General features: G+C 48.6%; 24 protein-coding genes and 1 other RNA gene. 18 read left to right on the plus strand and 7 right to left on the minus strand.

All coding sequences use genetic code 11. The features are described from left to right. Positions 1 to 14 precede the first annotated feature (14 nt). The 6 genes from ADIS_RS06110 to ADIS_RS06135 all read left to right on the plus strand — a co-directional run bounded on the left by ADIS_RS06110 (position 15) and on the right by ADIS_RS06135 (position 7,394). Positions 15 to 1,541 (plus strand): SusD/RagB family nutrient-binding outer membrane lipoprotein, encoded by a 1,527-nt coding sequence (locus tag ADIS_RS06110; protein ID WP_010853505.1) that lies wholly within the window; start codon positions 15 to 17, stop codon positions 1,539 to 1,541. Positions 1,542 to 1,602: 61 nt separating this feature from the next. Then, positions 1,603 to 2,382: an HpcH/HpaI aldolase family protein gene (locus tag ADIS_RS06115; protein ID WP_010853506.1), complete on the plus strand. Its 780-nt coding sequence runs from the start codon at positions 1,603 to 1,605 to the stop codon at positions 2,380 to 2,382. A gap of 5 nt (positions 2,383 to 2,387) precedes the next feature. Continuing rightward, on the plus strand, positions 2,388 to 3,833 hold the full coding sequence (locus ADIS_RS06120; protein ID WP_010853507.1) for a GntP family permease: 1,446 nt from the start codon (positions 2,388 to 2,390) through the stop codon (positions 3,831 to 3,833). 31 nt (positions 3,834 to 3,864) lie between these two features. Next, positions 3,865 to 5,046 (plus strand): mannonate dehydratase, encoded by a 1,182-nt coding sequence (locus ADIS_RS06125; protein ID WP_010853508.1) that lies wholly within the window; start codon positions 3,865 to 3,867, stop codon positions 5,044 to 5,046. Between the two features lie 128 nt (positions 5,047 to 5,174). Next, positions 5,175 to 6,050, plus strand: a complete 876-nt coding sequence (locus tag ADIS_RS06130; RefSeq protein ID WP_035804884.1) for a 2-hydroxy-3-oxopropionate reductase — start codon at positions 5,175 to 5,177, stop codon at positions 6,048 to 6,050. 72 nt (positions 6,051 to 6,122) lie between these two features. After that, positions 6,123 to 7,394, plus strand: a complete 1,272-nt coding sequence (locus tag ADIS_RS06135) for an enolase C-terminal domain-like protein (RefSeq protein ID WP_035804939.1) — start codon at positions 6,123 to 6,125, stop codon at positions 7,392 to 7,394. Between the two features lie 106 nt (positions 7,395 to 7,500). Here the strand turns inward: ADIS_RS06135 and ADIS_RS06140 are convergent, their stop codons facing one another. Both ADIS_RS06140 and ADIS_RS06145 read right to left on the minus strand, forming a co-directional pair. After that, complete coding sequence (locus ADIS_RS06140) at positions 7,501 to 8,034, minus strand: YdeI/OmpD-associated family protein (protein WP_010853511.1); 534 nt, start codon at positions 8,032 to 8,034, stop codon at positions 7,501 to 7,503. 36 nt (positions 8,035 to 8,070) lie between these two features. Beyond that, on the minus strand, positions 8,071 to 10,482 hold the full coding sequence (locus ADIS_RS06145; RefSeq protein WP_010853512.1) for a penicillin acylase family protein: 2,412 nt from the start codon (positions 10,480 to 10,482) through the stop codon (positions 8,071 to 8,073). 197 nt (positions 10,483 to 10,679) lie between these two features. Between ADIS_RS06145 and ADIS_RS06150 the strand changes: the two genes are divergently transcribed. From ADIS_RS06150 to ADIS_RS06160, 3 genes are read left to right on the plus strand one after another with little or no spacing between them, the layout of a single operon-like run. Next, positions 10,680 to 11,063, plus strand: a complete 384-nt coding sequence (locus tag ADIS_RS06150; protein ID WP_155907184.1) for a hypothetical protein — start codon at positions 10,680 to 10,682, stop codon at positions 11,061 to 11,063. A 4-nt stretch (positions 11,064 to 11,067) separates the two neighbouring features. Then, positions 11,068 to 12,483 (plus strand): CCA tRNA nucleotidyltransferase, encoded by a 1,416-nt coding sequence (locus ADIS_RS06155; protein WP_010853514.1) that lies wholly within the window; start codon positions 11,068 to 11,070, stop codon positions 12,481 to 12,483. Between the two features lie 18 nt (positions 12,484 to 12,501). Next, on the plus strand, positions 12,502 to 13,212 hold the full coding sequence (locus ADIS_RS06160) for a tetratricopeptide repeat protein (protein WP_035804886.1): 711 nt from the start codon (positions 12,502 to 12,504) through the stop codon (positions 13,210 to 13,212). A gap of 456 nt (positions 13,213 to 13,668) precedes the next feature. On the opposite strand, the gene ADIS_RS06165 is transcribed toward ADIS_RS06160, so the two are convergent. The 4 genes from ADIS_RS06165 to ffs form a co-directional block, all read right to left on the minus strand. Continuing rightward, positions 13,669 to 14,385, minus strand: a complete 717-nt coding sequence (locus tag ADIS_RS06165) for a cell division ATP-binding protein FtsE (protein WP_010853517.1) — start codon at positions 14,383 to 14,385, stop codon at positions 13,669 to 13,671. 4 nt (positions 14,386 to 14,389) lie between these two features. Continuing rightward, a complete protein-coding gene (locus ADIS_RS06170) occupies positions 14,390 to 14,593 on the minus strand; it encodes a hypothetical protein (RefSeq protein WP_010853518.1) in 204 nt (67 codons plus the stop codon). Between the two features lie 127 nt (positions 14,594 to 14,720). Continuing rightward, positions 14,721 to 15,380: a fructose-6-phosphate aldolase gene (gene fsa / locus ADIS_RS06175; RefSeq protein WP_010853519.1), complete on the minus strand. Its 660-nt coding sequence runs from the start codon at positions 15,378 to 15,380 to the stop codon at positions 14,721 to 14,723. 67 nt (positions 15,381 to 15,447) lie between these two features. After that, an RNA gene (gene ffs / locus ADIS_RS22645) (signal recognition particle sRNA small type) lies at positions 15,448 to 15,538 on the minus strand. Positions 15,539 to 15,846: 308 nt separating this feature from the next. Here ffs and ADIS_RS06180 point away from each other — a divergent pair. From ADIS_RS06180 to aroF, 9 genes are all read left to right on the plus strand, one after another. Continuing rightward, complete coding sequence (locus tag ADIS_RS06180; protein WP_010853521.1) at positions 15,847 to 16,152, plus strand: hypothetical protein; 306 nt, start codon at positions 15,847 to 15,849, stop codon at positions 16,150 to 16,152. 224 nt (positions 16,153 to 16,376) lie between these two features. Continuing rightward, complete coding sequence (locus ADIS_RS06185) at positions 16,377 to 17,783, plus strand: anthranilate synthase component I family protein (protein WP_010853522.1); 1,407 nt, start codon at positions 16,377 to 16,379, stop codon at positions 17,781 to 17,783. A 133-nt stretch (positions 17,784 to 17,916) separates the two neighbouring features. Beyond that, entirely contained in the window at positions 17,917 to 18,483 is a 567-nt protein-coding gene (locus ADIS_RS06190; RefSeq protein ID WP_010853523.1) for an anthranilate synthase component II, read from the plus strand. 113 nt (positions 18,484 to 18,596) lie between these two features. Continuing rightward, positions 18,597 to 19,607, plus strand: coding sequence for an anthranilate phosphoribosyltransferase (gene trpD / locus ADIS_RS06195; protein WP_010853524.1), 1,011 nt, complete (start codon positions 18,597 to 18,599; stop codon positions 19,605 to 19,607). Positions 19,608 to 19,688: 81 nt separating this feature from the next. Continuing rightward, positions 19,689 to 20,510 (plus strand): indole-3-glycerol phosphate synthase TrpC, encoded by an 822-nt coding sequence (gene trpC / locus ADIS_RS06200; RefSeq protein ID WP_010853525.1) that lies wholly within the window; start codon positions 19,689 to 19,691, stop codon positions 20,508 to 20,510. Continuing rightward, complete coding sequence (locus tag ADIS_RS06205) at positions 20,507 to 21,142, plus strand: phosphoribosylanthranilate isomerase (RefSeq protein ID WP_010853526.1); 636 nt, start codon at positions 20,507 to 20,509, stop codon at positions 21,140 to 21,142. Before trpC ends, ADIS_RS06205 begins: the two co-directional genes overlap by 4 nt. A gap of 33 nt (positions 21,143 to 21,175) precedes the next feature. After that, a complete protein-coding gene (gene trpB, locus ADIS_RS06210) occupies positions 21,176 to 22,354 on the plus strand; it encodes a tryptophan synthase subunit beta (RefSeq protein ID WP_010853527.1) in 1,179 nt (392 codons plus the stop codon). 10 nt (positions 22,355 to 22,364) lie between these two features. After that, positions 22,365 to 23,150 (plus strand): tryptophan synthase subunit alpha, encoded by a 786-nt coding sequence (trpA, locus tag ADIS_RS06215; protein WP_010853528.1) that lies wholly within the window; start codon positions 22,365 to 22,367, stop codon positions 23,148 to 23,150. After that, positions 23,147 to 24,166: a 3-deoxy-7-phosphoheptulonate synthase gene (gene aroF, locus ADIS_RS06220; RefSeq protein WP_010853529.1), complete on the plus strand. Its 1,020-nt coding sequence runs from the start codon at positions 23,147 to 23,149 to the stop codon at positions 24,164 to 24,166. Before trpA ends, aroF begins: the two co-directional genes overlap by 4 nt. A gap of 20 nt (positions 24,167 to 24,186) precedes the next feature. Here the strand turns inward: aroF and ADIS_RS06225 are convergent, their stop codons facing one another. Continuing rightward, positions 24,187 to 25,824 (minus strand): glycoside hydrolase family 88 protein, encoded by a 1,638-nt coding sequence (locus tag ADIS_RS06225; RefSeq protein ID WP_035804888.1) that lies wholly within the window; start codon positions 25,822 to 25,824, stop codon positions 24,187 to 24,189. Positions 25,825 to 25,925 lie beyond the last annotated feature (101 nt).

Below are 25,925 nucleotides of genomic sequence, written 5' to 3' on the forward strand. Positions count from 1 at the left end.
AAAAACGGAAAATCATGAAAACGATCCATCGATGTATATATTTGATGCTTTGCCTTTGGGTAGGAGTATCATGTGATAGCGGGTTCGACGAAATGAACATCAACCCGAATGCGTTGACCTCCATTGAGCCTGTGTTTATGTTGAATACCGCAATGGTCGCATCCGCGCCCCAATACGGCAACCTTAGCTACGAAACGACCATCGTCAAACAGATGATCACCCCATTCAGTGGCGTCGGCGCTGCTGCCAATTTCAACCAGGACAACCGCAACGTCGCCGCTGGCAACTGGCAACGTGGCTACAGAGAGGGGATCAAGAATCTGGTGACGGCTCTAAATCAAACAGAGGGCAGGCCACAATATGACAATCTGAGGCAGTTACTTCGGATTTGGAAGGCCTACACGTTTATGATTCTGACCGACACCTACGGGGATGTACCTTATTTCGAAGCCGGTAGGGTGTTTCTTGACGGTATCACCAGTCCGGTTTATGATCGGCAGGAAGAAATCTACGACGATATACTTAAGGAACTTGATAATGCCTCTGCATCCATCAATGTTTCCGGGCCGGCTGTGGCCTCTGAGATACTCTTCTCAGGCGATCTGGCCAAATGGAAACGATTCGGCTATTCCCTACTACTCCGCGCTGCCATGAGACACTCCAAAGTAAACCCCACCAAAGCGGCTGAATACGTTGCCAAGGCGGTAAGTGGGGGCCTTATGCAATCCAATGCAGACAATGCCATCATTCGGCATACAGCCAATTTCACCAATAATATCGGTGCCCAATTGAATGGCGGACAGTCTGCCTTCTTTTACTTGGCGGAGGATTTTGTTACCCACCTGAGAGTAACAGCAGATCCCAGGTTGGCGTCCATCGCTGTTCGTTATGTGGGAGCGGCAAGCGGAGCAGGCCAGACAGCGGCTGCTGCCAACCGGGATCCTGGCATACAAATTGGCATGCCTTTGGGGTATGACAATACCACCATCAGTTCAGCGGTGCAAGCAAGCGGACTTGTCAGTTTATGGGATTACTCCCAGCTGGACAGAACCCGCATGGCGGCCATTCAGGCTCCCAGTTTTTTGGTTACCTACAGTCAAACCCAGTTGCTCCTTGCAGAGGCCGCCCACAGGGGATGGACTGGTGGCAGTGCCTCTGAGTTCTTTGCCAGGGGGATTGAAGCCCATATGCAGCAGCTGACGACCTACGGTGCCAATACCGCGGTACCTGCCGCCGCAATTCAGCAATACATACAAAATAACCCATTGGTGCAAGGCCGTGAGCTGGAACAGATCAACACCCAATATTGGGTGTCCACCTTTCTTTTGGGTCCGGAAACCTGGGCAAACTTTAGAAGGTCTGGCTATCCCCAGCTTACTCCCAATCCCTTCCCGGGCAGTGACCTGCAAACCGAAGCATTTATTCGACGGCTCAGCTATACCGATGCGGAGTTGAACGTAAATGCGAACAATGTGGAGGCCGCCATTGCCCGTCAGGGACCGAATATCATGGATACGAGGGTTTGGTGGGACGTGAAGTAGTTTTTTGTTAAATAAATACTTACTTTTTACAACAAAAAAACACGCACGGTAAACCCAGATTATGAAAGGATTGAAAAAAAGATTGAATGCAGGAGAAACACTGACTGGCTGCTGGCTGAATTTAGGAAGTTCTGTTACAGCTGAAATTGTGGGCCTGGCCGGTTTCGACTGGGTACTGTTAGACTTGGAGCATGGGGCAGGGGAACCGAAGGACCTGCTCCATCAACTTCAGGCGTTGGAGCATACGGGAGCGGCACCGATCGTAAGGGTGGAAAGCGTCGCCAAACAGCGCATACACCGGGTATTGGATGTGGGAGCGGAAGGAGTGATGTGCCCTCAGATCAAGACGGTCGAGGATGCGGAGACCGCGATCAAAGGAATACACTATCCCCCGTTCGGTCACCGTGGCGTGGCCAAAATGGTGCGTGCCACCGGCTTTGGAAAGCAGTTTGACCAATACCGGCAGCTTACCCACGAGAACCTACTGGGAATCATACAGATTGAAACCAAGGAGGCCGTGGATCAGGTCGAGGCGATTGCTGCCATCGAAGGGGTAGATGTATTGTTCATTGGCCCGGCAGATCTGTCTATGTCGCTGGGTATTTTTGGGCAATTGGATCATCCAACCTTCACCGCTGCTTTGGATCGTATTCTGACGGCTGCACGAAATGCGGGTAAGGCTACGGGAATTCTGTTATTTGATCCGGCGGAATTCGACAAATACCAAGCAATGGGCATCCAATTGATCGCCTGTAGTTCTGACGCCACTTTTGTGGCGAACGGAGCTGCCGACCTGGCCAAGAAGCTTAATCAGCAAAAAAGAAAGGTTGATCCCAACTGATGGATATGCTACATGACCCGTTGATTATCTTATTGATCGGAATGGTTTTGGTCATTGGTGGCATCATAGCCTTCCGCCTAAACCCATTCTTAGCACTGCTTTTGGCTGCTTTGGTTGTCGCTTGGATGACGCCGGAGACCTCCATAGTGGAATACGGACTTAGTAGAGGCATGAGTCAGTCCGCTGCCGAGAGCCTAGCGGCGCGTCCGATCGGAGATCGCATTGCCGCTGCGTTTGGAACCACCACCGGGCAGATCGGTATATTGATTGCCATGGCCGCCATAATTGGCAAATGTATGTTGGTGAGTGGTGCCGCCGAGCGCATTGTTCGGTCTATTCTGAGGGTTACCGGAGAGCAAAAGGCTCCTGTAGCGTTTATCAGTGGAAGCTTTTTCTTGGGGATTCCCGTGTTTTTTGACACGGTGTTCTACCTCATGATCCCATTGGCAAAGGCCATGGCCATGAAGCTAAAGGGCAACTACCTCTTGCTCGTGCTTTGCGTAACGGCAGGTGCCGCTATGGCCAATTCGCTGGTACCGCCAACTCCCGGGCCCCTGTTTCTCATTGCGGAAATGGACATACCCATCGGAATGATGATGGTGGGAGGCTTTTTGGTGGGGTTGGTGACGATTGCCGTAGGGTATTTCTTTTCCGTCTGGGCCAATCGACGCTGGGAAATACCCTTGCGGGATTCCCCCGAAGCACCCTTATCCGAAATCAAAGCGCTGGCTGAAAAAGATGTTTCCTCTTTGCCGGGAGTGCTGAGTTCCCTTGGACCCATAATTATTCCGCTCGGATTGATCAGCTTAAAGGCCGGTCTGGAAACCTTTTTCACTCCCGAAAGCATCCTTTTGACCGGTGGCCTGACGAAGTGGGCCATTGAGGCGGTGCTCTTTTTCGGAGAAAAGAACCTTGCGTTGATTTTGGGTGCATTGGCAGCCATTCTTACCGTAGTGCAGCAAAAGTCCAGCGAGAAGGATCAGGTCATTAAATCGGTGCAGGTTGCATTGACAAGTGCAGGGGTGATTATCCTTATTACGGCAGCCGGGGGGGCGTTTGGGGCAATGCTCCAACAAACAGGAATCAGCGGCAGAATTGCGGAACTCACCACCGGGTATCAGATGGCGTTGATCCCTTTGGCGTTCTTTGTTACAGCACTGGTCAGGACGGCACAGGGTTCTGCAACCGTAGCCATGATCACTGCCTCCGGTATCCTATCTGGCATGGCCACGACCTCGTTGGAGTATCATCAATTGTACCTAGGTCTGTCCATTGCATGCGGTTCCAAGCTTGTGCCCTGGATGAATGACAGTGGTTTTTGGATCGTCTGCAAGATGAGTAACCTGACCGAAAAGGAAGCCCTAAAAACATTTTCTCCACTCTTAACCATTATGGGCTTCGCCGGGCTAGCTGTGATTATGCTGGCGGCCAAGCTGTTTCCATTGATTTAAATTTGTAACCACTCCTTAAATAGAAATACACATGAAGACCCAAAATTCAAACCAAGCAAAAACAGAGACAATTCAACGGAGAAGCTTTGTTAAACTCCTTTCAGCGGGTTCTGTCGGTGCCATTGCACTGGGACAAACCTTGTCAAGCTGCACTTCCTCCCAAGATGCCCAGGAAGCATCAACAACAACGGCAAAACCCAAAAAAGTACTCATGAAGCTGGGCTGCCAATCCGGCGGAACCACGGAGGAGAATTTGGCCTTTAAGGCGAGACATGGTGTTTTTCACCTGGATGGCGGCATGCCCGCTTTTGTGGAGGGCAAGGGATGGGACCTGGAAGACTCCTTAAGAAAAAAAGAGGCCTGTGAAAAATACGGGATAAATCTGGACGCCTACCATTTGCCGCTCACGTCGGCGGGTATTGATCGGGTTATCATTCCCAATATCATGCTGGGGAAAAGTCCGGAAAGGGATCGGGAAATTGAAATGGTACAGCAGATGATCGAGGTATCGGCCAAGACCGGCATCAAGGTGCTAAACTACAATACAACCATTCTACCGGTACTCCGAACCGAACGTACCATTGACCCAAAGCGGGGTTTTGCCAGTTACAGCACTTGGAACTATGAGGAAGCCCTGAGAAAGGAGCAGCCGCTTACCATTGCCGGGATAGTAGGGATTGACGAGATATTTGAGCGCATAACCTATTTTCTTGATCGGGTTTTGCCAGTAGCCGAGGAATATAAGGTTAAATTGGCCAATCACATTGCAGATCCTCCCGTAGAACCAGGTTTTCGGGGAATAACCCGATGGAATAGCCCGGATGTGTTTGAAGGAATAAAGCGTTTTGCCCAATTATACGACAGCCCGTATCATGGCTTCAATTTTTGCATTGGATCAATAGCGGAAGGGCTAAAGGATCCAGCCACTGAAATATTTCCCATCATCGAATGGGTGGGAAAAAGAAAGCAAATCTTCAACGTACACCTGAGGAACATCAAAGGAGGCTGGAATAATTTTCAGGAGGTATATCCAGATAACGGCGACATGAATTTCTTTCACGTCGTACGTGCTCTTCGGGATGTCGAATACGATGGGATGGTTATGCCTGATCATGTTCCTTACTCCGATGCGCCGGGGGCAAATCTACAGGCCTTCTCTTTTGCCTATGGCCATATAAGTGCGCTGCTTTTAGCGGCAGATACCGAGGCCTAGACTGGTTTCTTTTCTGGAATTTGAACTCCGGTTTTGGGAATTACCGCTAGATTAGTACCTTGGTGAGTGAGGTGCTCGCCGATTGGATAAACCAATCGGTTAACAAACATATAGATGAACAATCAACTATGAAGAAAATAGGATTTATCGGACTGGGCATTATGGGAAAACCCATGGCGCTAAATTTAATCAAGGCTGGCTACGCGCTGAATGTACTTAAGAGCAGTTCGGCAGCCAGTGAACTGGAATCCAACGGGGCGAAATTGTTTGAAAGCAGTAAAGCAGTGGCCGAAAATTCCGATGTAGTAATTACCATGTTGCCCGATTCCCCGGAGGTAAAGAAGGTGGTATTTGGGGTTGAAGGTGTGTACGAAGGAATTCGTTCGGGAACTGTTTTTGTGGATATGTCGACGATCGCCCCGTCAGCGGCTAGGGAAATCTATGATAGACTTCAGGAAAAAGGCGTCGAAGCCATCGATGCGCCGGTTTCCGGTGGCCAAGTAGGTGCGGAGACAGGGAACCTTTCCATCATGTGTGGCGGAAATCAACAGGCATTTGAAGCGGTGTTGCCTCTTTTTCAGGTGATGGGCAAGAGTGCCGTACTGATCGGTGATGCGGGGGCAGGTCAAATGACCAAAGCCTGCAATCAGATGATCGTAGGAATGACTATACAGGCCGTCAGCGAATCGTTCACCCTTGCAAAGAAGGCCGGTGTGGATCTGGCCAAGATGAGGGAGGCTTTATTGGGAGGTTTTGCACAAAGCCGTATACTGGACCTGCACGGGCAGCGTATCATCGATCGAAACTTCAACCCAGGATTTAAGATCAAGTTGCATCGAAAAGATATGAATATCGCATTGGAGGCAGGTAAGGAGTTTTCCGTTCCCCTGTATGGTTCCGCTTTGGTCGCCAGTCACATGGATGCCCTGCTCGCCTTGGGCAATGGAGAAAAAGACCATAGTTCCATCGCCTTGTTGATGGAAAAACTCTCGGGACTTGAATAAAGGTTAATTTTATTAAATAAAAACCAAACTAATCAACTGGTGGTTAAGAATTCAGGTTCCAAGATCTGTGGGATGGTGATCACCCCGATTGCCATCAAGGATCCGCCATTGTTAAATGCAGCGGGCGTCCATGCTCCCTATGCGCTCCGGACCATACTGGAATTGGTTACGGAAAGCGGAATAGTGGGAATCAGTGAAATTCCGGGAAACGTACAGACCAACGAGGCATTGGAGTCTGCCCGGTCTATGGTCCTTGGAATGGATCCATTTCATCTCAACGCGCTGCAAAATAGGCTAGCTGCCTATTTTGGCGATGAAACTGCCGCCTCCCGAGGGGATACACCCTGGGATCAGCGCAAACTTGTACATGTATTCAGTGCGTTGGAGGTGGCCTGCCTGGATATTCAGGGCAAGATGTTGGATCGTCCTGTGGTTGATTTGCTCGGAGGAAAAATGCGTGACAGTGTACCCTACGCTGCCTATTTGTTTTTCAAATACGAAGGGGCAGGAGGGGTACTCGGAACGGGCCAAGATCCGGCGGCTATGGGCTGGGCCGCTGCCAGACAGAAGGAGGCCGTAGATCCGGAGGGAATTGTAGCACAAGCCAAGGCTATGTGCGCGGAATTTGGATTCCAGTCCATCAAGCTCAAAGGTGGTGCGTTCGAGCCCCGGCTCGAAACCGATTCTATGTTTGCGTTGTACGAGGCTTTCGGTAAAGACATTCCTCTGCGTTTTGACCCAAATGCGATTTGGAAACCTGAAACCGGTCTCCAATTCGGCAAGGAATTGGAGCCGATTTTAGAATACCTGGAGGACCCTGTTCGCGGTCAGCAGAACATGGCCGATTTACGGAAAAAGTTGGGCATTCCGTTGGCAACCAACATGTGTACCACTTCTTTTGGGGATATTCCGAGCAGTATAAGGCTTGGTTCAGAAGACATCATTTTAAGTGATCACCATTTTTGGGGTGGCTTGAGGTCTTCCATGGAGCTGGCCAAAATGTGCAGAACATTTGGCAGGGATCTTTCCATGCATTCCAACAGCCATTTGGGCATTTCCATGGCTGCCATGACCCACTTGGGAGCGGCGCTACCCGAGATGCCCTATGCACTGGATACCCACTATCCGTGGCAATCCGAGGACGTGATTCTCGGCGGAAAACTCCCTATAGTGGACGGGGCGGTAGCAGTGCCCTCCGGCCCTGGTCTAGGCGTCGAGTTGGATCGGTCTATGCTGGCAAAGCTGCATGCCGACTACCTGGCATGTGGCCTGACCAAACGGGACGACGAGGCCGAAATGCAAAAATACCATCCGGGCTGGAAATTTGAAACCATCCGTTGGTAGGTCATTTATGGTTAAAATGGACAACCTAAACCAAAAATCGGTATTTCGAATTGGTTTGGGTTTCTTTTTTTCGGTTTAAATGGACCTCAAGAAACCATGGCGATCCCTAAAACTTGCCCAAGTTGTTGAAGTACTTTATTTTTTCGTTCAACTGTTTGAAATCCAACACTCCGCTTGTTTCGGTTAGGTGGCTACAAATGGCAAGTGCTTTATTTATCCTACTGTGGGGATTTTTCACCTTTGCAACCAAGTAAATCAAGGCCCGCTGTTTTCCCTTGGTCAACCGTTGAAAGTATTCATTGGCCTCTACTTCCTGTTTGAGAAGTTCTTCAAATTCTGCCGGCATTTCATGGCCGTAAAGGGAGTTATCCTTTTCCATTCGAACCCGTACGCTTTGCCCCTCTTTAATTTCAAGGGAAGCCACAAGGGGCTTATTGATCAAAATAAACCAATAATCGCTTTGCTTCATCAAGGCGAGGTGCAGCCTCTCTGAGTGTTCTACCCACACCAATACCCTTCTGTTGTCGCCGTCGATAAACATAACCGCAATATCGTCGGGAACAGGAATGTGGTACCGCCAGAGGGAGGAGTGAAAATCTTCCAAGGTAGAAGCGAACCGGATGGAGATGGGTGAATCCATGAATTTATGGCTTTGGTAAGAACACCATCTAAACCGCTAATAGAGAGTCTCTTTGCTGTGGGCTTTTTTCTCCACATTGGACTTTGAAAATGGCACCCGAAAGAACTGATCTTGCCACCAAAGTTCAAACATGTTTCGGTAAAACGGGCTGTCATGCCTTCCGGATTGACCGGGGTTATTTGCTCCCAAGGTCTGCTCAAAGTCCCCTGTATCCACCACGATACGAAAGGATGCCCCGGTGGTATTGTTGTCTCCATACGCATTTGCGCCCGGGGTGAAGCTGTATCCACCCCTAGGTACGGGTCCCAACTCCAGTTTTTCCCTCCATTCATCCGACACGACACTGCCCAGTGGATGCCGTATCAACGCGTGTTTGTATCCTGTTTGTCCATACTTCCAATCATTCCAATCGGATCCAAAACGTTCCGTCAAGTCATTAAGGGCTTGATGAAGGGAATTTCGCAGGAGCTCCTCCTTTTCGCCAACCCCGAACACCCCGGGATCATTTGAGGAAATCCACTGAAGGGTTTTTGTCATGGAAATTTCGGTCAGGTAGGGGGCCACTTCTTTTGGAATGAGTTTTGTTGCCATGTTTGACCTGATTTTCCGCTCCCACATCACATAGATCCCTGCTGCAACTGACTCGGGATTTAGCATATAATCCCAGGTACCAAACAGGGACTTTACGTTACTTACGTCGGTATCCGTGGATTCGATTTTTTGGAGTTCTGAAACCAATACTCGTGCCGGAAGGGAGAGGTAGTCATTTTGCAGGTTGCCCATTTCTTCGACGGTGAATTTTTTATTTGTCGCCAACACCTCTTTTATGCGGTCACCCCGAAAGGAATCCGCCCAGGTAAATCCGAGTGCCTCCGGATGGGGGTAGTTGGTATCTACTTGGTTTTCGTTTGCCGTAGCGATAAAGCCTACTTCAGGGTTGAACGAAGAGGGTCGATCCAGCATGGGCAAAAAACCTTCCCAGTCTGCCGTACCATCGCCCGGACTGGCTACCAGGCCTGAGTGGTATAAGCGAATGGGAGAGATCCCTGTGGACTGCCAGCCGATGTTGCCGGCTTTATCTGCCCAAACCATGTTTTCGGCCGGCACGTGGTTGTAGGTACAGGCATCCCTAAACTCTTCCCAGGTTTGGGCCTGTCCCATTCGCAGACTTGCCAGATAGGGTGCTCCGCCTACCCGCAGCCAGGCACATTCTACGGCCACTGCTTTGTGAAGAGACTGATCGATAAAGGTTACGGGGCCATGCACCGTATACAGGTGATGGACGATGGTGTCCGCTTTGTCTTTTATCCGTAGGGTGTCCGTTACTTTTTCCATGCGGTGCCATCGGTTTTGATACCGGTATCGATGTGGATCGGTGGGGTCAATATCGTACACCCTAAGGTCTTCCATATCGGTCTGAAAAATGGTGAGTCCCCAGGCACCAAATCCGTTATGTCCGATCGATGCCCCTGGAATGGTGGGCTCGCCACCTCCGACCAAGTTCCAACCCGGTGCATGTAGGCCCACCCAATACCGCAGCGAGGGTACCGCCTGTGCGCGATGGGGATCGTTTGCCATAATCGGAAACCCACTGGCCGAAAGCTCACCACTGATTACCCAATTGTTGCTTCCTATGGATGCGGCGTCAGCAGATTCCAAAGCAACCTGCTCCAGATCCAATAGGCCGGACTCCTGTGCAGAGGTCTCCTGAGACCGATACGCAGCCTCAATATCAGTTGGAAGAAATGTAAGCGGACTTCTAAAGGCCGCATAGGGTGCCAGAATATCTTTGAACAGCAATTCCTTTGGAATGGAAGGGGAAAGCCGTAGGTCCGGATCAAATGGGTGAAAATGAAACAGCTCCTTTGTTTTTTTCGGACCGATAAGGCTGACGATGCGGGAGTAGTTAAGTTCCTGTTGCACATTCTGGAGCAGCCCTTGATGCCTGGAAATGACTACCTCCCAGGTCCATTTTTCAGGCTGTATGCCCAGCATGGCAAATTCTATAGGCAGGTCCTCGGGATTTCGTAGCGCTTCATCTATGTAGGCGTTTATGCCGTTTACGAAAGCATCCACAATGGCCACGCCACGGGGATGGTAGTGGCTTAGTTCCTGTTCCTTATCTCCTCTATACCGAAACAGCCTAACGCCAATATCCCGCAGCAGTTCCCGTTCCCCCAGGATTTCAGAAAGCGTTCCCGTTGCCTGCCGCCTCCAAAGTTCAAACTGAAACAAACGGTTCCTTGCCGCAAGGTACCCCTGGGAGAAAAAGAGATCTTCTTCGCTTTCAGCAAAAATATGGCTTATTCCTTGCGTATCTGTAATGACAGTAACCTTGGCATCGAGGTCCGGAAATCGGGGTTCGCTACCGCAGGCGCTTGCCAAACAAAGGGTAATCAGAAGATAGAGCGAAGGAAGTGAAAAGAAGGGTGGCAGTCTGTAAACCATGGGATCGATTCAGTTAGCGGGGGTTATACGAGTGGTACCAATCATCGAGGAGTCCGATAAATCGGTAATTTATTTTAATTACCCGTAAAATCCACTTTATTTGCACAAAAAAATAGGCAACCATCGAACCTTGGGTCAAACAAATCAAAGATGTTGGAAAAGCATCGCTATCGCTGCCAGACGGTAAAGTGATCCATTTGGCCAAGCTAAGTTCGGTGCAGTTTCCTGTCCCGCACCAGTCTGTTTTTCTACTTTTTGATAGTTTTCAGCTTAGAGCCATCTCTCGGCCCTTTTCGGACATTTCACTGGATATTGTGGAGTGGGCGGAGGATGCGGTTATTTTCCACACAGATCCCAATCCCTTATTCAGACAGTCCGGCTTTTCCGGTGAAATGGTTAAATTTGCTCTGCTTAAGGCCCCCTTTTGGCGGGACAGTCTTCGGAAGATCGGCGAAATTGTCGTATGGTTGCCGGGACAGAATGAAGATACTACGTGGGATCTTTTACAGAATCTGCCACTTTCTGCCAAATCGGTAAAGCAGCTTTATCTGTCTGCGGATGGCCAGGTGAAATTGATGTAAGTGGATGAATTTTAAAGAGCTATTGGAGGAATTGGATATTTTCGCCCGCGTGGGAAGCTGCGCGGATGAATTGGGGCTGGAAACCTACGTGGTAGGGGGTTATGTGCGTGATTTGATATTAAAACGACCCTGCAAAGACATAGATTTCGTCTGCATAGGAGACGGCATTGCATTGGCCAACAAAGTAGCCGCCTCCTATGGAGGGCATGTACCGGTGACTGTCTTCAAAAATTTCGGCACCGCCATGATCAAAGTGGATGATTTGGACGTGGAGTTTGTGGGTGCCCGGAAAGAATCCTACCGCAGTGATTCAAGAAAACCCGTGGTGGAAGCGGGAACCCTCCAGGAAGATCAGGAACGCAGGGATCTTACCATCAACGCGTTGGCAATCAGTGTAAATCAAAACACCTTTGGAGCGTTGATCGATCCCTTTGATGGGCTTAGGGATATGGCAAAAAAGATCATCCGAACACCCACGGATCCAAATATCACGTTTTCCGATGATCCACTTCGGATGATGCGGGCCGTACGCTTTGCCTCCCAGCTTTCATACGACATTGAAGCGGAGACCTTTGATGGCATCATGCATAATGCCCACCGGCTTTCGATTATTTCTGGAGAACGTATTATAGATGAGTTGAATAAAATTATCCTAACCGACAAGCCTTCCTATGGTTTTAAACTACTGTTTGTCAGTGGTTTGTTACAGGAATTTTTCCCGGAGATGGTCGAATTGCAAGGTGTGGATTCGGTGGGGGACAAGTCGCATAAGGATAACTTTTACCATACGCTTCAGGTTTTGGACAATGTGGCAGCAGTGTCAGATGACCTTTGGCTGCGATGGGGGGCTATTATGCACGATATTGCAAAGCCTGCCACCAAGCGATTTAACAAAAAAGTGGGTTGGACGTTCCATGGACATGAAGACAAGGGAGCAAGGATGACCCCCGGTATTTTCCGTCGGCTGAAACTTCCCATGGACGATCGGATGAAGTATGTGCAAAAGCTGGTTCGCCTCCATTTGCGGCCTATCGCGCTGGTAAAGGATGAGGTTACGGATTCCGCGCTCCGCCGTGTGCTGTTTGAGGCCGGAGAGGACATTGATGATCTAATGAAGCTGTGCCGTGCGGATGTGACTTCAAAAAACAATGCAAAGGTAAAACGATTCCTTGCCAATTTTGATAAGGTAGAGGCCAAGCTGGCAGAAGTGGAAGAAAAAGATCAGTTGAGAAATTTTCAGCCACCTGTTTCAGGAGATGAAATTATGTCTATTTTTGGACTTCGCCCTTCAAAGGTGGTGGGAGAGCTTAAGGAAGAAATCAAAGAAGCCATTCTGGATGGCAAAATTCAAAACAATAAAATCCAGGCATTAGAGTTAATGTATCGGTTGGCGGAAGCCAAGGGATTAAAGCGAGCGTAAAATAACAGGTTGAAAAATATGAAAAAGAGTGTTTTGATTTTACTCGTACAATTTGTCGTAATAGGAGCTGTTTGGGCACAGGAATCCGGTACGCAGCCACCTGCGGAAGTATCCGAGTCAAATAGGGTTAGAAATCAAGCCGACGAGCGGATTTACCAAATGGCACTGAGGTACAACGATATCAATGTAGCGAAAGCAAAACTGTACGACCTAATGGAACGTAACCCACGGAATCTACGGTACCCGGAGTTACTGGCCTCGCTGTATTTTGAAATGGAACAATACAGTTCCTCTGCGTTGGTAGCGCTTGATATGTTGGAGCGGGACGACAAGAATATTTCGGCCTTGGAGATTGCCGCGTATTCCTTGGAACAGGTAGGGGCGTTGGAGCGGGCGCTTCCCCATTTTGAAAGTCTTCACCTCCTTTCCGGTGATTTGTTTAGCCTTTACAAGACTTCCTATCTCCAATATACCTTAAAGAAGTATGACGAGGCGATGAATTCCGTGAACATGCTCATCAAGAATTCAAAAGCCGGCGAACAAAACGTGACCTTCCCCACGGAAAACAATCAGACCCAAGAGGTTACTATGGCTGCGGCTGCACTCAACCTGAAGGGCTTGATCTATAAAGATCAGGGAAGTAACAACGAGGCAAGAACGGCCTTTCAGGAAGCCCTCCAGAAAAATCCTGATTTTGAATTGGCAAAGACCAACCTTGCCTCACTATGATGTAGCCGTATCCTGTAAGGGTTTTTCGTGAAGTAAGCTCCTTCTCAACACCGAACTTAATACAAAAAAAGACCGTAGTTCGCGGTCTTTTTTTATGGGGTATAGAGTACTTTTTTTGTGTTACTTTATCGCCGTTTTCAGTGCCTCCAATCCAGCCTGACCATCAGCGTATTTTCTACGAACATGTTTCTATGGAAGCCATTGCAAACGACATAAATGGGATGGCGAAAGCAAAGGAGGTTGGGAATAGGAGGGTGTAGAAGCTTTTACAGACATATAGTGGGGATGCAAATACAATCCAAAAATGCCTAGTCCTTAACTAATCGGAAAAAGAAATCAATATCCCCAAATTTAGGGGCGTTAGCCCTTATGAGAATTAGAATGAAAGGGTACTTGTTCTATCCTTTGCAATTGCAAATGGACGGAATTCCCAAATACCGAACGCTATCAAACCTCCTACAAAGCCCAATCTTGGCCTATTTGGAATTTGGTCGTTTTCGAGTCCAAAAGCCTGCCATTTTCACATTTGAGGATTCGGTAGGGGTATTTTTTGAGCAACTCATAATTGTGGGTGGCCATCAAGATGGCTGTACCCCGTTTGTTGATTTCCTGAAACAACTTGAAGATCCCATCCGACACTTCCGGATCCAGGTTGCCGGTAGGCTCATCGGCCAGTAGGATGGATGGTTCGTTTAGCAATGCCCTGGCTATCACCACCCGCTGTTGCTCGCCTCCGGAAAGCTGGTGGGGGAATTTGTTCGATGCACCGCCTAGCCCCACGCCCATCAGCACCTCGATCATCCTGCTTTTCATTTTGGTTTTATCCTTCCATCCGGTGGCCCGCATGACAAAATGTAAATTTTCGGCCACCGATCGATCCGGGAATAGCTGAAAATCCTGAAACACAATGCCGAGCTTTCTCCGCAGGAATGGAATATTTTTTTGTGTGATGCCATTCAATTGATAACCGGAAATATAGGCATCTCCCATGATGAGGGGTAAGTCGGCATACAGTGTTTTCAGCAGCGAACTCTTGCCGCTTCCCGTCCGCCCGATCAAAAAGACAAACTCACCTTTTTCGATGGAAAAATTCAAATCGGAGAGGACGGTATGGATACCTTGGAATATACTCGCGTTGGAAACGCTTACAACGGGGTCACTGGAAAAAACCATGCGATTAAAGGGCTAGTTTTTGAAGCTTTCCGAAGGGCATGTCTCTGATAAGTGCCTCCAGCATCTCCTCCTTGCCCTCCCAGCCGAATTTTTCGATGTTTTTGAGGGGGCGATCGGCGCGGAAGTACGCAACCAAGACGAAATTTTCATCCCTGATTTGAATGTAATCCGGTATCTTGGCTTTTCCTTTTACTTTGATGATGTACATGGCCCTAGGTGTATGCTATGGTGCAAGTAACGAAAAAAGGGGGTATTTTGATACAATCGCGGGTTTTGAATTGTCCATAGGAACAAAAAAAGGGTAAAGCTTCGTGCTTCACCCAAAACGTTCTCCATTAACCTTTATTTACTTTTGCGTGGTCTGCCAGAAACTGCGCCAGCCCTTTGTCTGTCAGCGGATGGTTGAGCAGACCGGTGATCACCTTTAAAGGGCAAGTTACCACGTCGGCACCGATCTCGGCACATTTGACCAAATGCATGGTATGGCGTAGCGATGCGGCAAGTATCTGGGTTTCAAAATCGTAATTTTGGTAGATGTGGGCGATCTGTTCGATAAGGTCCAATCCATCAAACGAAATATCATCCAGTCTGCCGATAAACGGAGACAGGAAGGAGGCCCCTGCCTTGGCCGCCAATATCGCCTGTCCGGCTGAAAAAACCAAGGTACAATTGGTTCGGATACCCTCGCTGTGGAAATACTTGATCGCTTTGATGCCTTCCTTGATCATAGGAATTTTTACTACGATCTTGTCGTCGATTTTGGCCAGTTCCTTTCCCTCTCTGACCATGCCCTCAAAATCTGTCGCAATGACTTCCGCACTCACGTTGTCGTCTACAATATCGCAGATGGCCTTGTAATGTGCCATTACGTTGCTATCTCCGCTGATACCTTCCTTTGCCATTAAGGACGGGTTTGTCGTCACCCCATCTAATACACCTAGATCATAGGCTTCTCTGATTTCATCAAGGTTGGCCGTGTCGATAAAGAATTTCATGCTAGTTATGGTTTATTTGGTTGATAATGCTGTGGTCAACAAGGTGTTGGGCTAATATCTTTGGCAAAAAAATAAGCGGCATCGCACCGCTACAACCGCCTACCCTTGCTTCCTTCCGGACCTGGGGGATTCAGCAGGAGCTGGTCGTGCCGCTTGGTACAAAGGTACATATTTTGGATATCACTGCAATATAGTCCTTGTGTTTTCCTATCAAAAAGGCGTAAAAAACTCATTATCACGCCAAAAAATATAGAAATACGGACAGATATTATTTTACAGGCTCCGCATAAAGGGTCACCGGGTAGGGGATTGGTTCTTGTACATTTGTCTACAAGTAGCTACTTCGGCATCAAAATTGCAAGCTGACTTACCAGGAACTCGTAGGTAAGAACCGTTTCCGGCTGGCGGAAATCGTTTCCCAATGGGTATTCCTTCATTACTAGTTAAAGAACAAAAAACACACACTATGCGAGTAATTAAATCCATACTTATTTTTTCGTTTCTGATCATCATGGGAAGCTGTGCTGTTTTTCAGCCGCGTATTCCCTATAGGATAGGCATGTCCGAATCCAAATTTTTACGCCAGAACCGTACTGCTGTTATCAGCCAATTGGGTGATGGTCAGAAGGTATATCGTGTTAATTCCGATGAGCGTTTTTATCTACTCGTCACTTTTGAAAACGGGGTACTTACCCAATTAGAAGAAAGGGAACTGGCTCCCATTTGGCAGCAGCAGCGGATTATGGAAGAGAATCCTCCAGTAAACCGATAGGGTATCCCATAGATTTGGGTCAAATAAAAATGTCAATTGTTTTTTTAATTCAATGGGCTTTCTATATTTGCCCTACATTATGAAAAAGGCATTTGATGTTCAAAATTGGTGGTGGTTTAGCTTCTCATAACAGAAGTTCAGCTGCTTATTGCCCTTTTTGAACCATAACATAGAGGCTTGCTGGACTTCCAGTAAGCCTTTTTTAATTCAAACCAGTGTAAAGTATGGAAACGTTCACTATAAAAACCCGCTTTAAACGACTTTTGGCAGATACGCTGACACCGGTCAGCATCTATCTGCAAGTTAGGGATCGGTACTCCAATCCCATCCTGCTGGAGAGTTCCGACTACCATGGCAATGACAACAGTTATTCCTATATATGCTGTGATCCCATTGCTACTTTTTCGTTGGTCAACGGAGAGATCCGGGAAACCTATCCGGATCTCTCCGGTCATACCTATACCCTTCAAAAAGGAGACCGGGTTATGGATTCCCTGCAGGCGTTTTCAAGAAGGTTTCAAGATCAAAAACTGGATTTCAAATTCATTACCTCCGGATTGTTCGGTTACACCCAATACGATGCGGTTTCGCATTTTGAGGATATCACCTTGACGCGTCCCGGTGCAAGTGAGCAGCCAATTATGCAGTATGCGGTGTACCGGAACATGATTGTGGTAGACCATTTCAAAAACGAGCTTTACATTATCGAACATTACCTTGAGGGCGAGGATGGGGAGTCGGGCATCCCCCGGATAGAGATGATCCTAAACAACAAAAATATCCCGAGTTATTCATTCCAGTTGGAAGGGGAGGAAACATCCAATTATACGGATCTTGAATTTCTGGACATTCTGAGCAAAGGTAGGGACCACTGTTTTAAGGGAGATGTTTTCCAGATTGTTTTGTCCAGGTCTTTTTCGGCGGGCTTCACGGGAGACGAATTCAACGTGTACCGTGCCCTGCGATCCATTAACCCCTCTCCCTACCTGTTCTACTTTGACTACGGATCCTACAAGGTGTTTGGAAGTTCCCCGGAAGCACAGATTGTGATCAAGGGAAACAAGGCGACGATTTATCCGATAGCCGGAACCTTTCGCCGAACAGGCAATGATCAGGCAGATGCAGAGCTTGCCATCAAACTCTACGACGATCCAAAAGAAAATTCCGAGCATGTAATGCTGGTAGACCTTGCAAGAAATGATTTAAGTAGGTCATCTGAAAAAGTTGAGGTAGAGGTATTTAAGGAAATACAATATTATTCCCATGTCATTCACTTGGTATCCAAGGTCACGGGGGTTTTGCCCGCAGGTGCAAATCCACTGCAACTCGTAGCGGATACTTTTCCCGCTGGGACGCTTTCAGGCGCACCCAAATACCGGGCGATGGAACTAATAGACGGGCTGGAAAACAGTGCCAGGGGTTTCTATGGTGGGGCAATCGGCTATTTGGGCTTCAATGGAGACTTTAACCATGCCATTCTGATCCGTTCTTTTGTCTCCGAAAGCAACCGATTAAAATTTCAGGCAGGAGCGGGCGTGGTGGCCAAGTCTTCCATAGAGTCGGAATTGCAGGAGGTGAGCAATAAACTGGCTGCGCTTCGGGCTGCATTGCTCCGTGCCGAGGAGATTTGACATCGCCCGCAGATACCGTCAATGGATTTGGCGGTTAAAACAACGCAAAACGATTGAGGTAACAGAATAACTTAAATCTGCTGACCTCTGGAATACCGGATGATTACCGCCAATAAACGACAATAAGACACAAATGAAGATACTTGTTTTGGATAATTACGATTCCTTTACCTATAACCTGGTGTACATCGTCCGTGAACTGGGATATGGCAAGCACATGGATATCTACCGAAACGACAAAATCCGCCTGGAAGATGTGGCTGGTTACGATAAGATACTCCTTTCTCCCGGTCCGGGTGTCCCCGAAGATGCGGGCATCATGCCTGCACTGCTGAAACAATATGGCAGCGAAAAGGATATTTTAGGCGTTTGTTTGGGCCATCAGGCCATAGGAGAGGCCTATGGTTCCGGGTTGATCAACCTCACCGAGGTGGTACACGGTGTGGCCTCCAAGATAAAGGTCAAAGAAGACCTGCTATTCAAGGGGCTTCCGGAATCGTTCACGGTTGGGCGGTACCATAGCTGGGTGATAGATGAAAGTACGCTTCCCTCCGAACTGGAGGTAATAGCCAAGACTCCGGATGGGCAGATCATGGCAGTCAGGCATGTTGCGCACCGGGTTCGGGGTGTGCAGTTTCATCCTGAGAGTATCCTTACGGAGCACGGGGTAGCCATGATGCAAAATTGGCTTGGGTCATAGCAATTCCTTGGACGGCAAATTAGGCCTCATAGACTAGGCAGGGACCACTGAGGGGATACAAAAACGAGTAGGGAAGACAAGTTCCGGCTTTTAATCAACTTAATCATAACGAGATGAAGGATATATTAAACCATCTAATTGAGCATAAGACGCTGACGAAGGAGCAGGCAAAGGAGGTGTTGAAGGGAGTTACTTCAGGTGCGTATAACCCCAGTCAAATGGCCGCGTTTATGACCGTTTTTCTGATGCGCAGCGTTCGGGTAGAGGAGCTGATGGGGTTCAGGGAGGCGATGCTGGAAATGTGTATTCCCGTTGAAATAGATGAGTACGACGCCATCGATCTTTGCGGAACCGGTGGCGATGGGAAGGATACCTTCAATATCTCTACATTGGCATCCTTTATCGTGGCCGGAGCCGGGCAGAATGTGGCCAAACACGGCAACGTGGGCGTCTCGTCCGTTTGTGGTTCCTCCAATTTGTTGGCGCATTTTGGCTATGAGTTTACCAATGATATGGACAAGATCCGCAAGAGTCTGGACGAAGCGGGCATCTGCTTTCTACATGCGCCCCTGTTTCACCCGGCCATGAAAAATGTGGGGCCTATCCGGCGGGAATTGGGGGTGAAGACGTTTTTCAATATGCTGGGTCCTATGGTTAATCCGAGCTTTCCGCGCAGGCAGCTCGTGGGTGTGTTCAGTTTGGAGCTGGCAAGGATGTATGCTTACCTGTACCAGAAGAGCCATACCCAGTTCAGCATCATCCATTCGCTGGATGGGTACGATGAGATCTCCCTCACGGGTAGCTTTAAGTTGATATCCAACCATGGGGAAAGGCTTTTAACTCCCGAAGCCGTAGGGATGTCGAAGTTGGCCCCAACGGAAATTTTGGGCGGTGCTACGGTGGCCGAATCGGCCGGTCTATTTCTGGAAATTCTGAAAGGGAACGGAACGACTGCCCAAGAAAGTGTGGTTGTAGCGAATGCCGGCGCAGCGCTTGCCACCGCCGACCTGAATCTGGGCCTTGAAGAAGGTATTGCCAAAGCCCGGGAATCGTTAAAATCGGGGCGTGCCCTGAGTGTGTTTAAAGCTCTTATAAATCCCAAAACCACCTTAGCCGTGGATTAATATTAAAGCGAGCACGATCCGAGAGACAACGTGAGGAACGGTCGTGAAACCTGCGACCATTAAAGAACAAAATAGTATCAGATGAACATATTGGATCAAATCGTCGCCGACAAAAAAAAGGAAGTTGCCGAAAACAAAGCGATGGTACCTTTGATGCGGTTGGAGAAAAGCCCCTTTTTTGATGGAAAAACCGTTTCCATGCGAAAATACCTGCTCAATCCGGAGAAAACAGGCATCATCGCGGAGTTTAAGCGAAAATCGCCTTCCAAAGGATGGATCAATGCGACTGCCAAGGTGGAGAAAACCACCATCGGATATATGCAGGCAGGTGCCTCCGCACTGTCGGTACTGACGGATAAGGTATATTTTGGTGGAGACAACGAGGACCTGATTGCTGCACGAAAATTCAATTTTTGCCCTATCCTTCGAAAGGATTTTATGATCGATGAGTACCAGTTCGTAGAGGCTAAATCCATCGGGGCAGACTGTGTGTTGTTGATAGCGGCCATCCTCGAACCTAAGCGACTGGAAGAGTTGGCGAAATTCGCAAAAAGCCTTGGCCTCGAAGTGTTGATGGAAGTGCATGATGCCGAAGAGTTGGATCGGTCTCTAAATCCCTACTTGGACGTGGTCGGGGTAAACAATCGGAACCTTAAAACCTTTGACGTATCTGTGGAAACTTCATTGAACCTCTTGGATAGGATTCCCGATGAGTTCGTAAAGATTTCGGAGAGTGGCCTATCTGATCCGGGCACGCTCGTGCAGTTAAAGGAAGCCGGGTTCCAGGGGTTTTTGATCGGTGAAAACTTCATGAAAAGCATACGGCCACACCAAGCGGCCTACAACTTCATGAATGCCTATAGAGACCTTCTAGCTGAAAGCGCTTCAGCCGCGACGCCATGATCGTAAAAGTCTGCGGTATGCGCGATCCGGAGAATATTCGGGATCTGTTGGCAATGGCCAAGCCGGATTTGATGGGCCTGATCTTCTACCCACGTTCGTCCAGGTATGTGATGAACGGGACCGCAGATCCGGAATTTTACAGGGAGTTGGATGTGACAAAGGTCGGGGTATTTGTACAGGAACCGCTGGATCAATTGCTGGATAAGGTCGCCCGGTATGGTTTGGGGTATGCACAGCTGCACGGAGATGAAGACTCAGCCTATGTAGCGGCGCTACGGGCATCGAGTCCGGTAAAAATAATAAAGGTATTTCGGATAGCTTCCGATTGGGATTGGGCTGAAGTGGATCCTTTCCTTCATGAGTCGGATTGGTTTCTGTTTGATACCGCAACCCCGCAGTTTGGTGGTTCAGGAAAGACCTTTTCTTGGGATCTTCTGAGAAGGTACCCCTACCAAGTCCCTTTCCTTCTAAGTGGGGGAATTGGCGAAGCCCACGCGGTGGAAATCAGGCAACTGATGAAGGAGGTACCATCGATGCTGGGCGTGGATATCAATTCGAAATTTGAACTGGCTCCGGCAAGGAAGGATGTTTCCAAAATCCAAACATTTATACAAGAACTAAGATTAAGCTAATACACTCCAAGTGGGGTAGAAAATAGGTTTGATATGATCAAAGTTGATGAAAACGGGTTTTACGGAAGGTTTGGCGGTGCCTTCATTCCGGAAATGTTGTACCCAAATATAGAAGAGCTGCGTGAGAATTACCTTCAGCTCATCGAAACCGATGAATTCCAGCAGGAATTCCGGTACCTGTTACGGGACTACGTAGGAAGGCCTACGCCGTTGTTTTTGGCTTCTCGTCTGTCGGAGAAGTACAGGGCAAAGATATACCTAAAGCGCGAGGACCTGTGCCACACGGGTGCACACAAGGTGAACAACACCATTGGGCAGATCATTTTGGCCCGTAAGCTCGGCAAGAAGCGGATCATCGCAGAAACGGGTGCCGGTCAGCATGGGGTGGCCACCGCAACCGTATGTGCGCTTATGGGCATGGAATGCACGGTATACATGGGTTCGGTAGACATGGAGCGCCAAAAGCCGAATGTGGAGCGCATGCGGATCTTGGGTGCCAAGGTGGTTCCCGCCACGTCCGGAAGCAAGACCCTAAAGGATGCCACAAACGAAGCTATGAGGCAGTGGATCAACAATCCGGTAGATACACACTATATCATTGGTTCAGTGGTAGGACCCCATCCCTATCCTGAGATGGTTGCACGGTTTCAGTCGGTGATCAGCGAGGAGATCAAAGCGCAAATGCTGGAAAAAGAAGGAAGGCCTAATCCGGACATTGTCATTGCCTGTGTGGGTGGTGGGAGCAACGCTGCGGGTGCTTTTTACCATTATTACAACGAGCCATCGGTGAGACTGGTAGCTGCGGAGGCGGCCGGACTGGGTGTTCACACCGGTAAATCCGCGGCCACGACGGCACTGGGAAAAATCGGGATTTTACATGGCAGCCAAACGCTGCTCATGCAGACCGAAGACGGACAGGTGGTAGAACCACATTCCATTTCCGCCGGGTTGGACTACCCGGGGATAGGCCCCGTACATGCCCATCTATTTGACAGTGGTCGGGGAGAGTTCATTGCAGTAGAGGATGAAGCGGCCATGGTCGCTGGAATCGAGTTGAGCCGGTTGGAGGGAATTATTCCCGCGATAGAATCTGCCCATGCGTTTGCCGCGCTGCACCAACTCAGCTACAGTAAAGATGATGTGATCGTGATCAATCTCTCGGGCAGGGGAGACAAAGATTTGGAAACCTATATCAAGTGGGGCCAATATTAACAAAAAAGAAATGAACCGTATCGATAAATTATTTCGGGAAAAGACCGAAAAAATACTTTCTATTTATTTTACCGCCGGATTCCCCACATTGGAGGATACCTTGCCCATTATGCAGTCCATAGAGGCGGCAGGGGCTGATATCATCGAGGTAGGGATACCCTATTCGGATCCCATTGCCGATGGGCCTACCATTCAGGAAAGCAATATGGTGGCGCTGGCAAATGGAATGAGCATGAAAAAGTTGTTTGACCAGCTGGGGGAAATGAGAACCAAGGTCAGCATACCCGTGATCTTAATGGGATACCTGAATCCTGTCGTGCAGTTTGGCATTGAGCGTTTCAGCCAAAAATGCCAGGAAGTAGGCGTAGACGGAGTTATTTTACCTGACCTGCCCATGCAGCAGTACCTGCGGGAGTATAAGGAAATCTTTGATCGGTATGGATTGAGGAATACCTTTCTGATCTCCCCGCAGACCAGCGAGGCCCGAATCCGAGAAATAGACGAAAATTCCGATGGGTTTATTTACATGGTTTCATCCGCAAGCATAACCGGTGCAAAGAAGGGAATCACGGATGAACAGATCGCCTATTTCGAGCGCATCCGTGCCATGAATCTTTCCAATCCGCGATTGATCGGGTTCGGCATATCCGATAGGGCTAGTTTCATGACCACCTCAACCTACGCGCATGGTGCCATCATAGGCAGTGCTTTTATAAACGTGTTGCGAAAAGGTGCTGATCATTTGGACCAGGCAATCACGCATTTCATACAGGGAGTAATTACCGAAGAGCAATGATTATTCAGCTAGCTAAGAATACAGATCTCTCTGAGAAAGAGGATTTGAAACAAAAGATTGGAACCTTTGGCATAAAGGTCACCGAAGTACGTACGCAAATGGGGGATTACCTGATCGGTATTGGCAACAAGGACTTTGATATCCGGAAAATAGGCCACCTGAAGGGTGTTCAGGACATTCATATCGTCTCGGATGACTATAAACTGGTATCCAAGAAATGGAAAGTAAAACCCACCAGCATTGATTTGGGAGACGGCATTCGGATAGAGGACGGATCCATGGCGATCATAGCAGGGCCCTGTTCCATCGAGTCCGAGGAACAAATCGCCCGGGTAATCCAACACCTTAAGGAAAACAACATCAAAATGATGCGCGGCGGCGTGTTTAAACCCCGCAGCAGCCCCTATGCGTTTCGTGGCCTGGGTCTGGATGGTTTGAAATGGTGGTATGAACAGGCAAAGGCTGCCGGAATTAAGATTGTCACGGAGGTGATGCAGGTGTCCCAAATCGAGGAGATGGTGGACTACGTGGATATTTTTCAGGTTGGTGCCAGAAATACACAAAACTTCAACCTTTTGGACGAGCTTGGCAAAGTGGACAAAGCAGTGATGATCAAACGGGGTATTTCCGGAACGATTGAGGAGTTATTGCAATCTGCAGAATACGTATTTTCCGGCGGTAACGAGAAGATCATTTTGTGTGAGCGAGGCATTCGCACCTACGAACGGGCGAGCAGAAATACCCTTGATCTGAACGCCGTGCCTATCCTAAAATCCAAGTCACATCTTCCGGTAATCGTAGATCCCTCCCATGGGATCGGAATTCGGGAGTTTGTGCCACAAATGGCACTAGCGGGCGTCATGTCCGGTGCGGACGGGATTATCTATGAGGCCCACGAAAACCCTGAAAAGGCCTACTCCGATGGCCAGCAAACGCTCAATTTTCAACAAAGTGCCCTATTGGCAGCGCAAATTCGGAAGACATTCGCCCTACGAAAGACGTTTCAACTGCTCTAAAGGTGGCCGGAACTTTCCGGCTACCTTTGGTCTGCAGGCTCCACGATCAGGTAAAATCCAGTATTGGGTTGTAACTCGATGGGAATGCCCGCCAACAGGTCTTTCCCTAGATAGTTACGGGTCTTTCCCTCGTTTACGAAGTGAACTAGGTAAGAAATGTCCTCCTCCACTACAAACCATTCCGGAAACTGATTGATTCGGGGATAATCTATCGGCAGATTGAAATGGACTCGATGTCTGGGAAAATCAAATTTTAGCAATCCCGAGTAGGAATGTTCGGACATCAGGGAAATCTCCAACTCGTCTCCGTCTAATTCTGCTCCCAAGAATACGTTTTTCTCCCAGGGCTCTAAGGTAGTGCCCTGTGTTTTCCATAGGGAGTACATGATAGTTGTTCGCGCAAAATTGCCATCCCCATGCCATCCCTCTATGATTCCCGTGCCTCGGAACGCTTCGGTACCACTCCTGTGGGAGGAATCCTGCATGGACCACATCACCTGAATCTGTGAATTTATCCAGGCTTCTGCCTCCGGGCTGGCTTCTCTATTTACCAGATTAAGGGCACTTTCTATGGCGTCTGCATACCCATCTGCACTGCCATTTTCCCAATCGAAAAACTCGTAATGGTGCAGGTTCTTGAATGCATTGAGGACAGGTTCCCGGTAAGGTTCATGGCCATCCACGAGGTAGACCGCGTAGTAGGCGTTTAGGGTATAGCCCCAGGTATCGGCAATCTCCTCGTTCAGGATATCGCCGGTGATCGGGTTTACCTGATTATAAAACAACCCATGTTCGTTTCGTCCCACTTCCAAAATGCGGTCGAGCATCTCATAGAGGTGGGGCCGGTACTTTTCCTGTTTCTCTTTGTCAACAAAGGCCAAGCTCACATACAGTTCACTTAGACCAGACACGATTTCGCAGCCATGGTCTCTCAGCCTGATTACCTGCGCATCCCGGGTGGGGTGGTTTTCTCCCAGAAAATAATAATCACCCAATCGTATGGCCCAATCTAGGTATTTGCGATCTCCTGTCATCCAATAAACCCGGGATAAGGCTTGCAAAAGTTCACCGTTCACCTCTACATCGAAGGAGGGAATTTTCCCAAAAGGAGTATCGTAGGGGGCATATTTCCAAATATCGTCGAGCAGGTCGATCATTCGATCAGACCAAGGGCTGGCACCTAGGTACTCGGTAAGGGGAAGTAGTCCATCCTTAATGTATTCTGAACTGCCAAAGATGATTTCGTCCATGTCTATGTTCTTGGCCCAAAAACCTTGGGTTTGAAAGTTATAATCGTCCGGAAGTCGCCCTACGCGGTTGGTCAGTTGCTGTTCTACCCGGAGGATATCCTTCATTTTTCCCTCAAACAACGCTTTGTCGAGTAGATAAGCCGTTAGCACCATGAAGGGATAATTGTCCGCGGCGGCATCTTTTGCATTCCAATAATTCCCCGATTCCGACAGGTTTCTTGGAATCAGCCCGGTCGCAGGATCTATGTGGCCAAGCCATGCACGTACAAAACCCAAGGAGCGTACGAATCCTTCATGGGCTAGATATCCGTTTTCCAATGCCACCTGAAATCTTGGATCGGCAGGCTGCTTGGAGCGACATGAAATCAGTATAGACAGTAACAGAACTACGCATCGAAAATTTCGCATCACAACTGGCTAAGTTAGAGTAGGAAAGGTGTTTACCAGCTAAAAGTATTTATTTATATTTACAATAACGAAGGATTCATCAATATTTTAACGGTTTGGTA

The organism is Lunatimonas lonarensis (assembly GCF_000390185.1).
Taxonomy (GTDB): Bacteria; Bacteroidota; Bacteroidia; order Cytophagales; family Cyclobacteriaceae; genus Lunatimonas; species Lunatimonas lonarensis.

Excerpts from the sequence above, each read along its gene's own strand:
- ADIS_RS06135 (WP_035804939.1), top strand. The coding sequence starts at position 6,123 with ATGGTGATCACCCCGATTGCCATCAAGGATCCGCCATTGTTAAATGCA.
- ADIS_RS06120 (WP_010853507.1), top strand. The coding sequence starts at position 2,388 with ATGCTACATGACCCGTTGATTATCTTATTGATCGGAATGGTTTTGGTC.
- ADIS_RS06125 (WP_010853508.1), top strand. The coding sequence starts at position 3,865 with ATGAAGACCCAAAATTCAAACCAAGCAAAAACAGAGACAATTCAACGG.
- ADIS_RS06115 (WP_010853506.1), top strand. The coding sequence starts at position 1,603 with ATGAAAGGATTGAAAAAAAGATTGAATGCAGGAGAAACACTGACTGGC.
- ADIS_RS06160 (WP_035804886.1), top strand. The coding sequence starts at position 12,502 with ATGAAAAAGAGTGTTTTGATTTTACTCGTACAATTTGTCGTAATAGGA.
- ADIS_RS06190 (WP_010853523.1), top strand. The coding sequence starts at position 17,917 with ATGAAGATACTTGTTTTGGATAATTACGATTCCTTTACCTATAACCTG.
- trpC (WP_010853525.1), top strand. The coding sequence starts at position 19,689 with ATGAACATATTGGATCAAATCGTCGCCGACAAAAAAAAGGAAGTTGCC.
- ADIS_RS06185 (WP_010853522.1), top strand. The coding sequence starts at position 16,377 with ATGGAAACGTTCACTATAAAAACCCGCTTTAAACGACTTTTGGCAGAT.
- ADIS_RS06145 (WP_010853512.1), bottom strand. The coding sequence starts at position 10,482 with ATGGTTTACAGACTGCCACCCTTCTTTTCACTTCCTTCGCTCTATCTT.
- ADIS_RS06205 (WP_010853526.1), top strand. The coding sequence starts at position 20,507 with ATGATCGTAAAAGTCTGCGGTATGCGCGATCCGGAGAATATTCGGGAT.
- trpB (WP_010853527.1), top strand. The coding sequence starts at position 21,176 with ATGATCAAAGTTGATGAAAACGGGTTTTACGGAAGGTTTGGCGGTGCC.
- ADIS_RS06140 (WP_010853511.1), bottom strand. The coding sequence starts at position 8,034 with ATGGATTCACCCATCTCCATCCGGTTCGCTTCTACCTTGGAAGATTTT.
- ADIS_RS06225 (WP_035804888.1), bottom strand. The coding sequence starts at position 25,824 with ATGCGAAATTTTCGATGCGTAGTTCTGTTACTGTCTATACTGATTTCA.
- ADIS_RS06170 (WP_010853518.1), bottom strand. The coding sequence starts at position 14,593 with ATGTACATCATCAAAGTAAAAGGAAAAGCCAAGATACCGGATTACATT.
- ADIS_RS06155 (WP_010853514.1), top strand. The coding sequence starts at position 11,068 with ATGAATTTTAAAGAGCTATTGGAGGAATTGGATATTTTCGCCCGCGTG.
- trpA (WP_010853528.1), top strand. The coding sequence starts at position 22,365 with ATGAACCGTATCGATAAATTATTTCGGGAAAAGACCGAAAAAATACTT.
- ADIS_RS06180 (WP_010853521.1), top strand. The coding sequence starts at position 15,847 with ATGCGAGTAATTAAATCCATACTTATTTTTTCGTTTCTGATCATCATG.
- ADIS_RS06110 (WP_010853505.1), top strand. The coding sequence starts at position 15 with ATGAAAACGATCCATCGATGTATATATTTGATGCTTTGCCTTTGGGTA.
- trpD (WP_010853524.1), top strand. The coding sequence starts at position 18,597 with ATGAAGGATATATTAAACCATCTAATTGAGCATAAGACGCTGACGAAG.
- aroF (WP_010853529.1), top strand. The coding sequence starts at position 23,147 with ATGATTATTCAGCTAGCTAAGAATACAGATCTCTCTGAGAAAGAGGAT.
- ADIS_RS06165 (WP_010853517.1), bottom strand. The coding sequence starts at position 14,385 with ATGGTTTTTTCCAGTGACCCCGTTGTAAGCGTTTCCAACGCGAGTATA.
- ADIS_RS06130 (WP_035804884.1), top strand. The coding sequence starts at position 5,175 with ATGAAGAAAATAGGATTTATCGGACTGGGCATTATGGGAAAACCCATG.
- fsa (WP_010853519.1), bottom strand. The coding sequence starts at position 15,380 with ATGAAATTCTTTATCGACACGGCCAACCTTGATGAAATCAGAGAAGCC.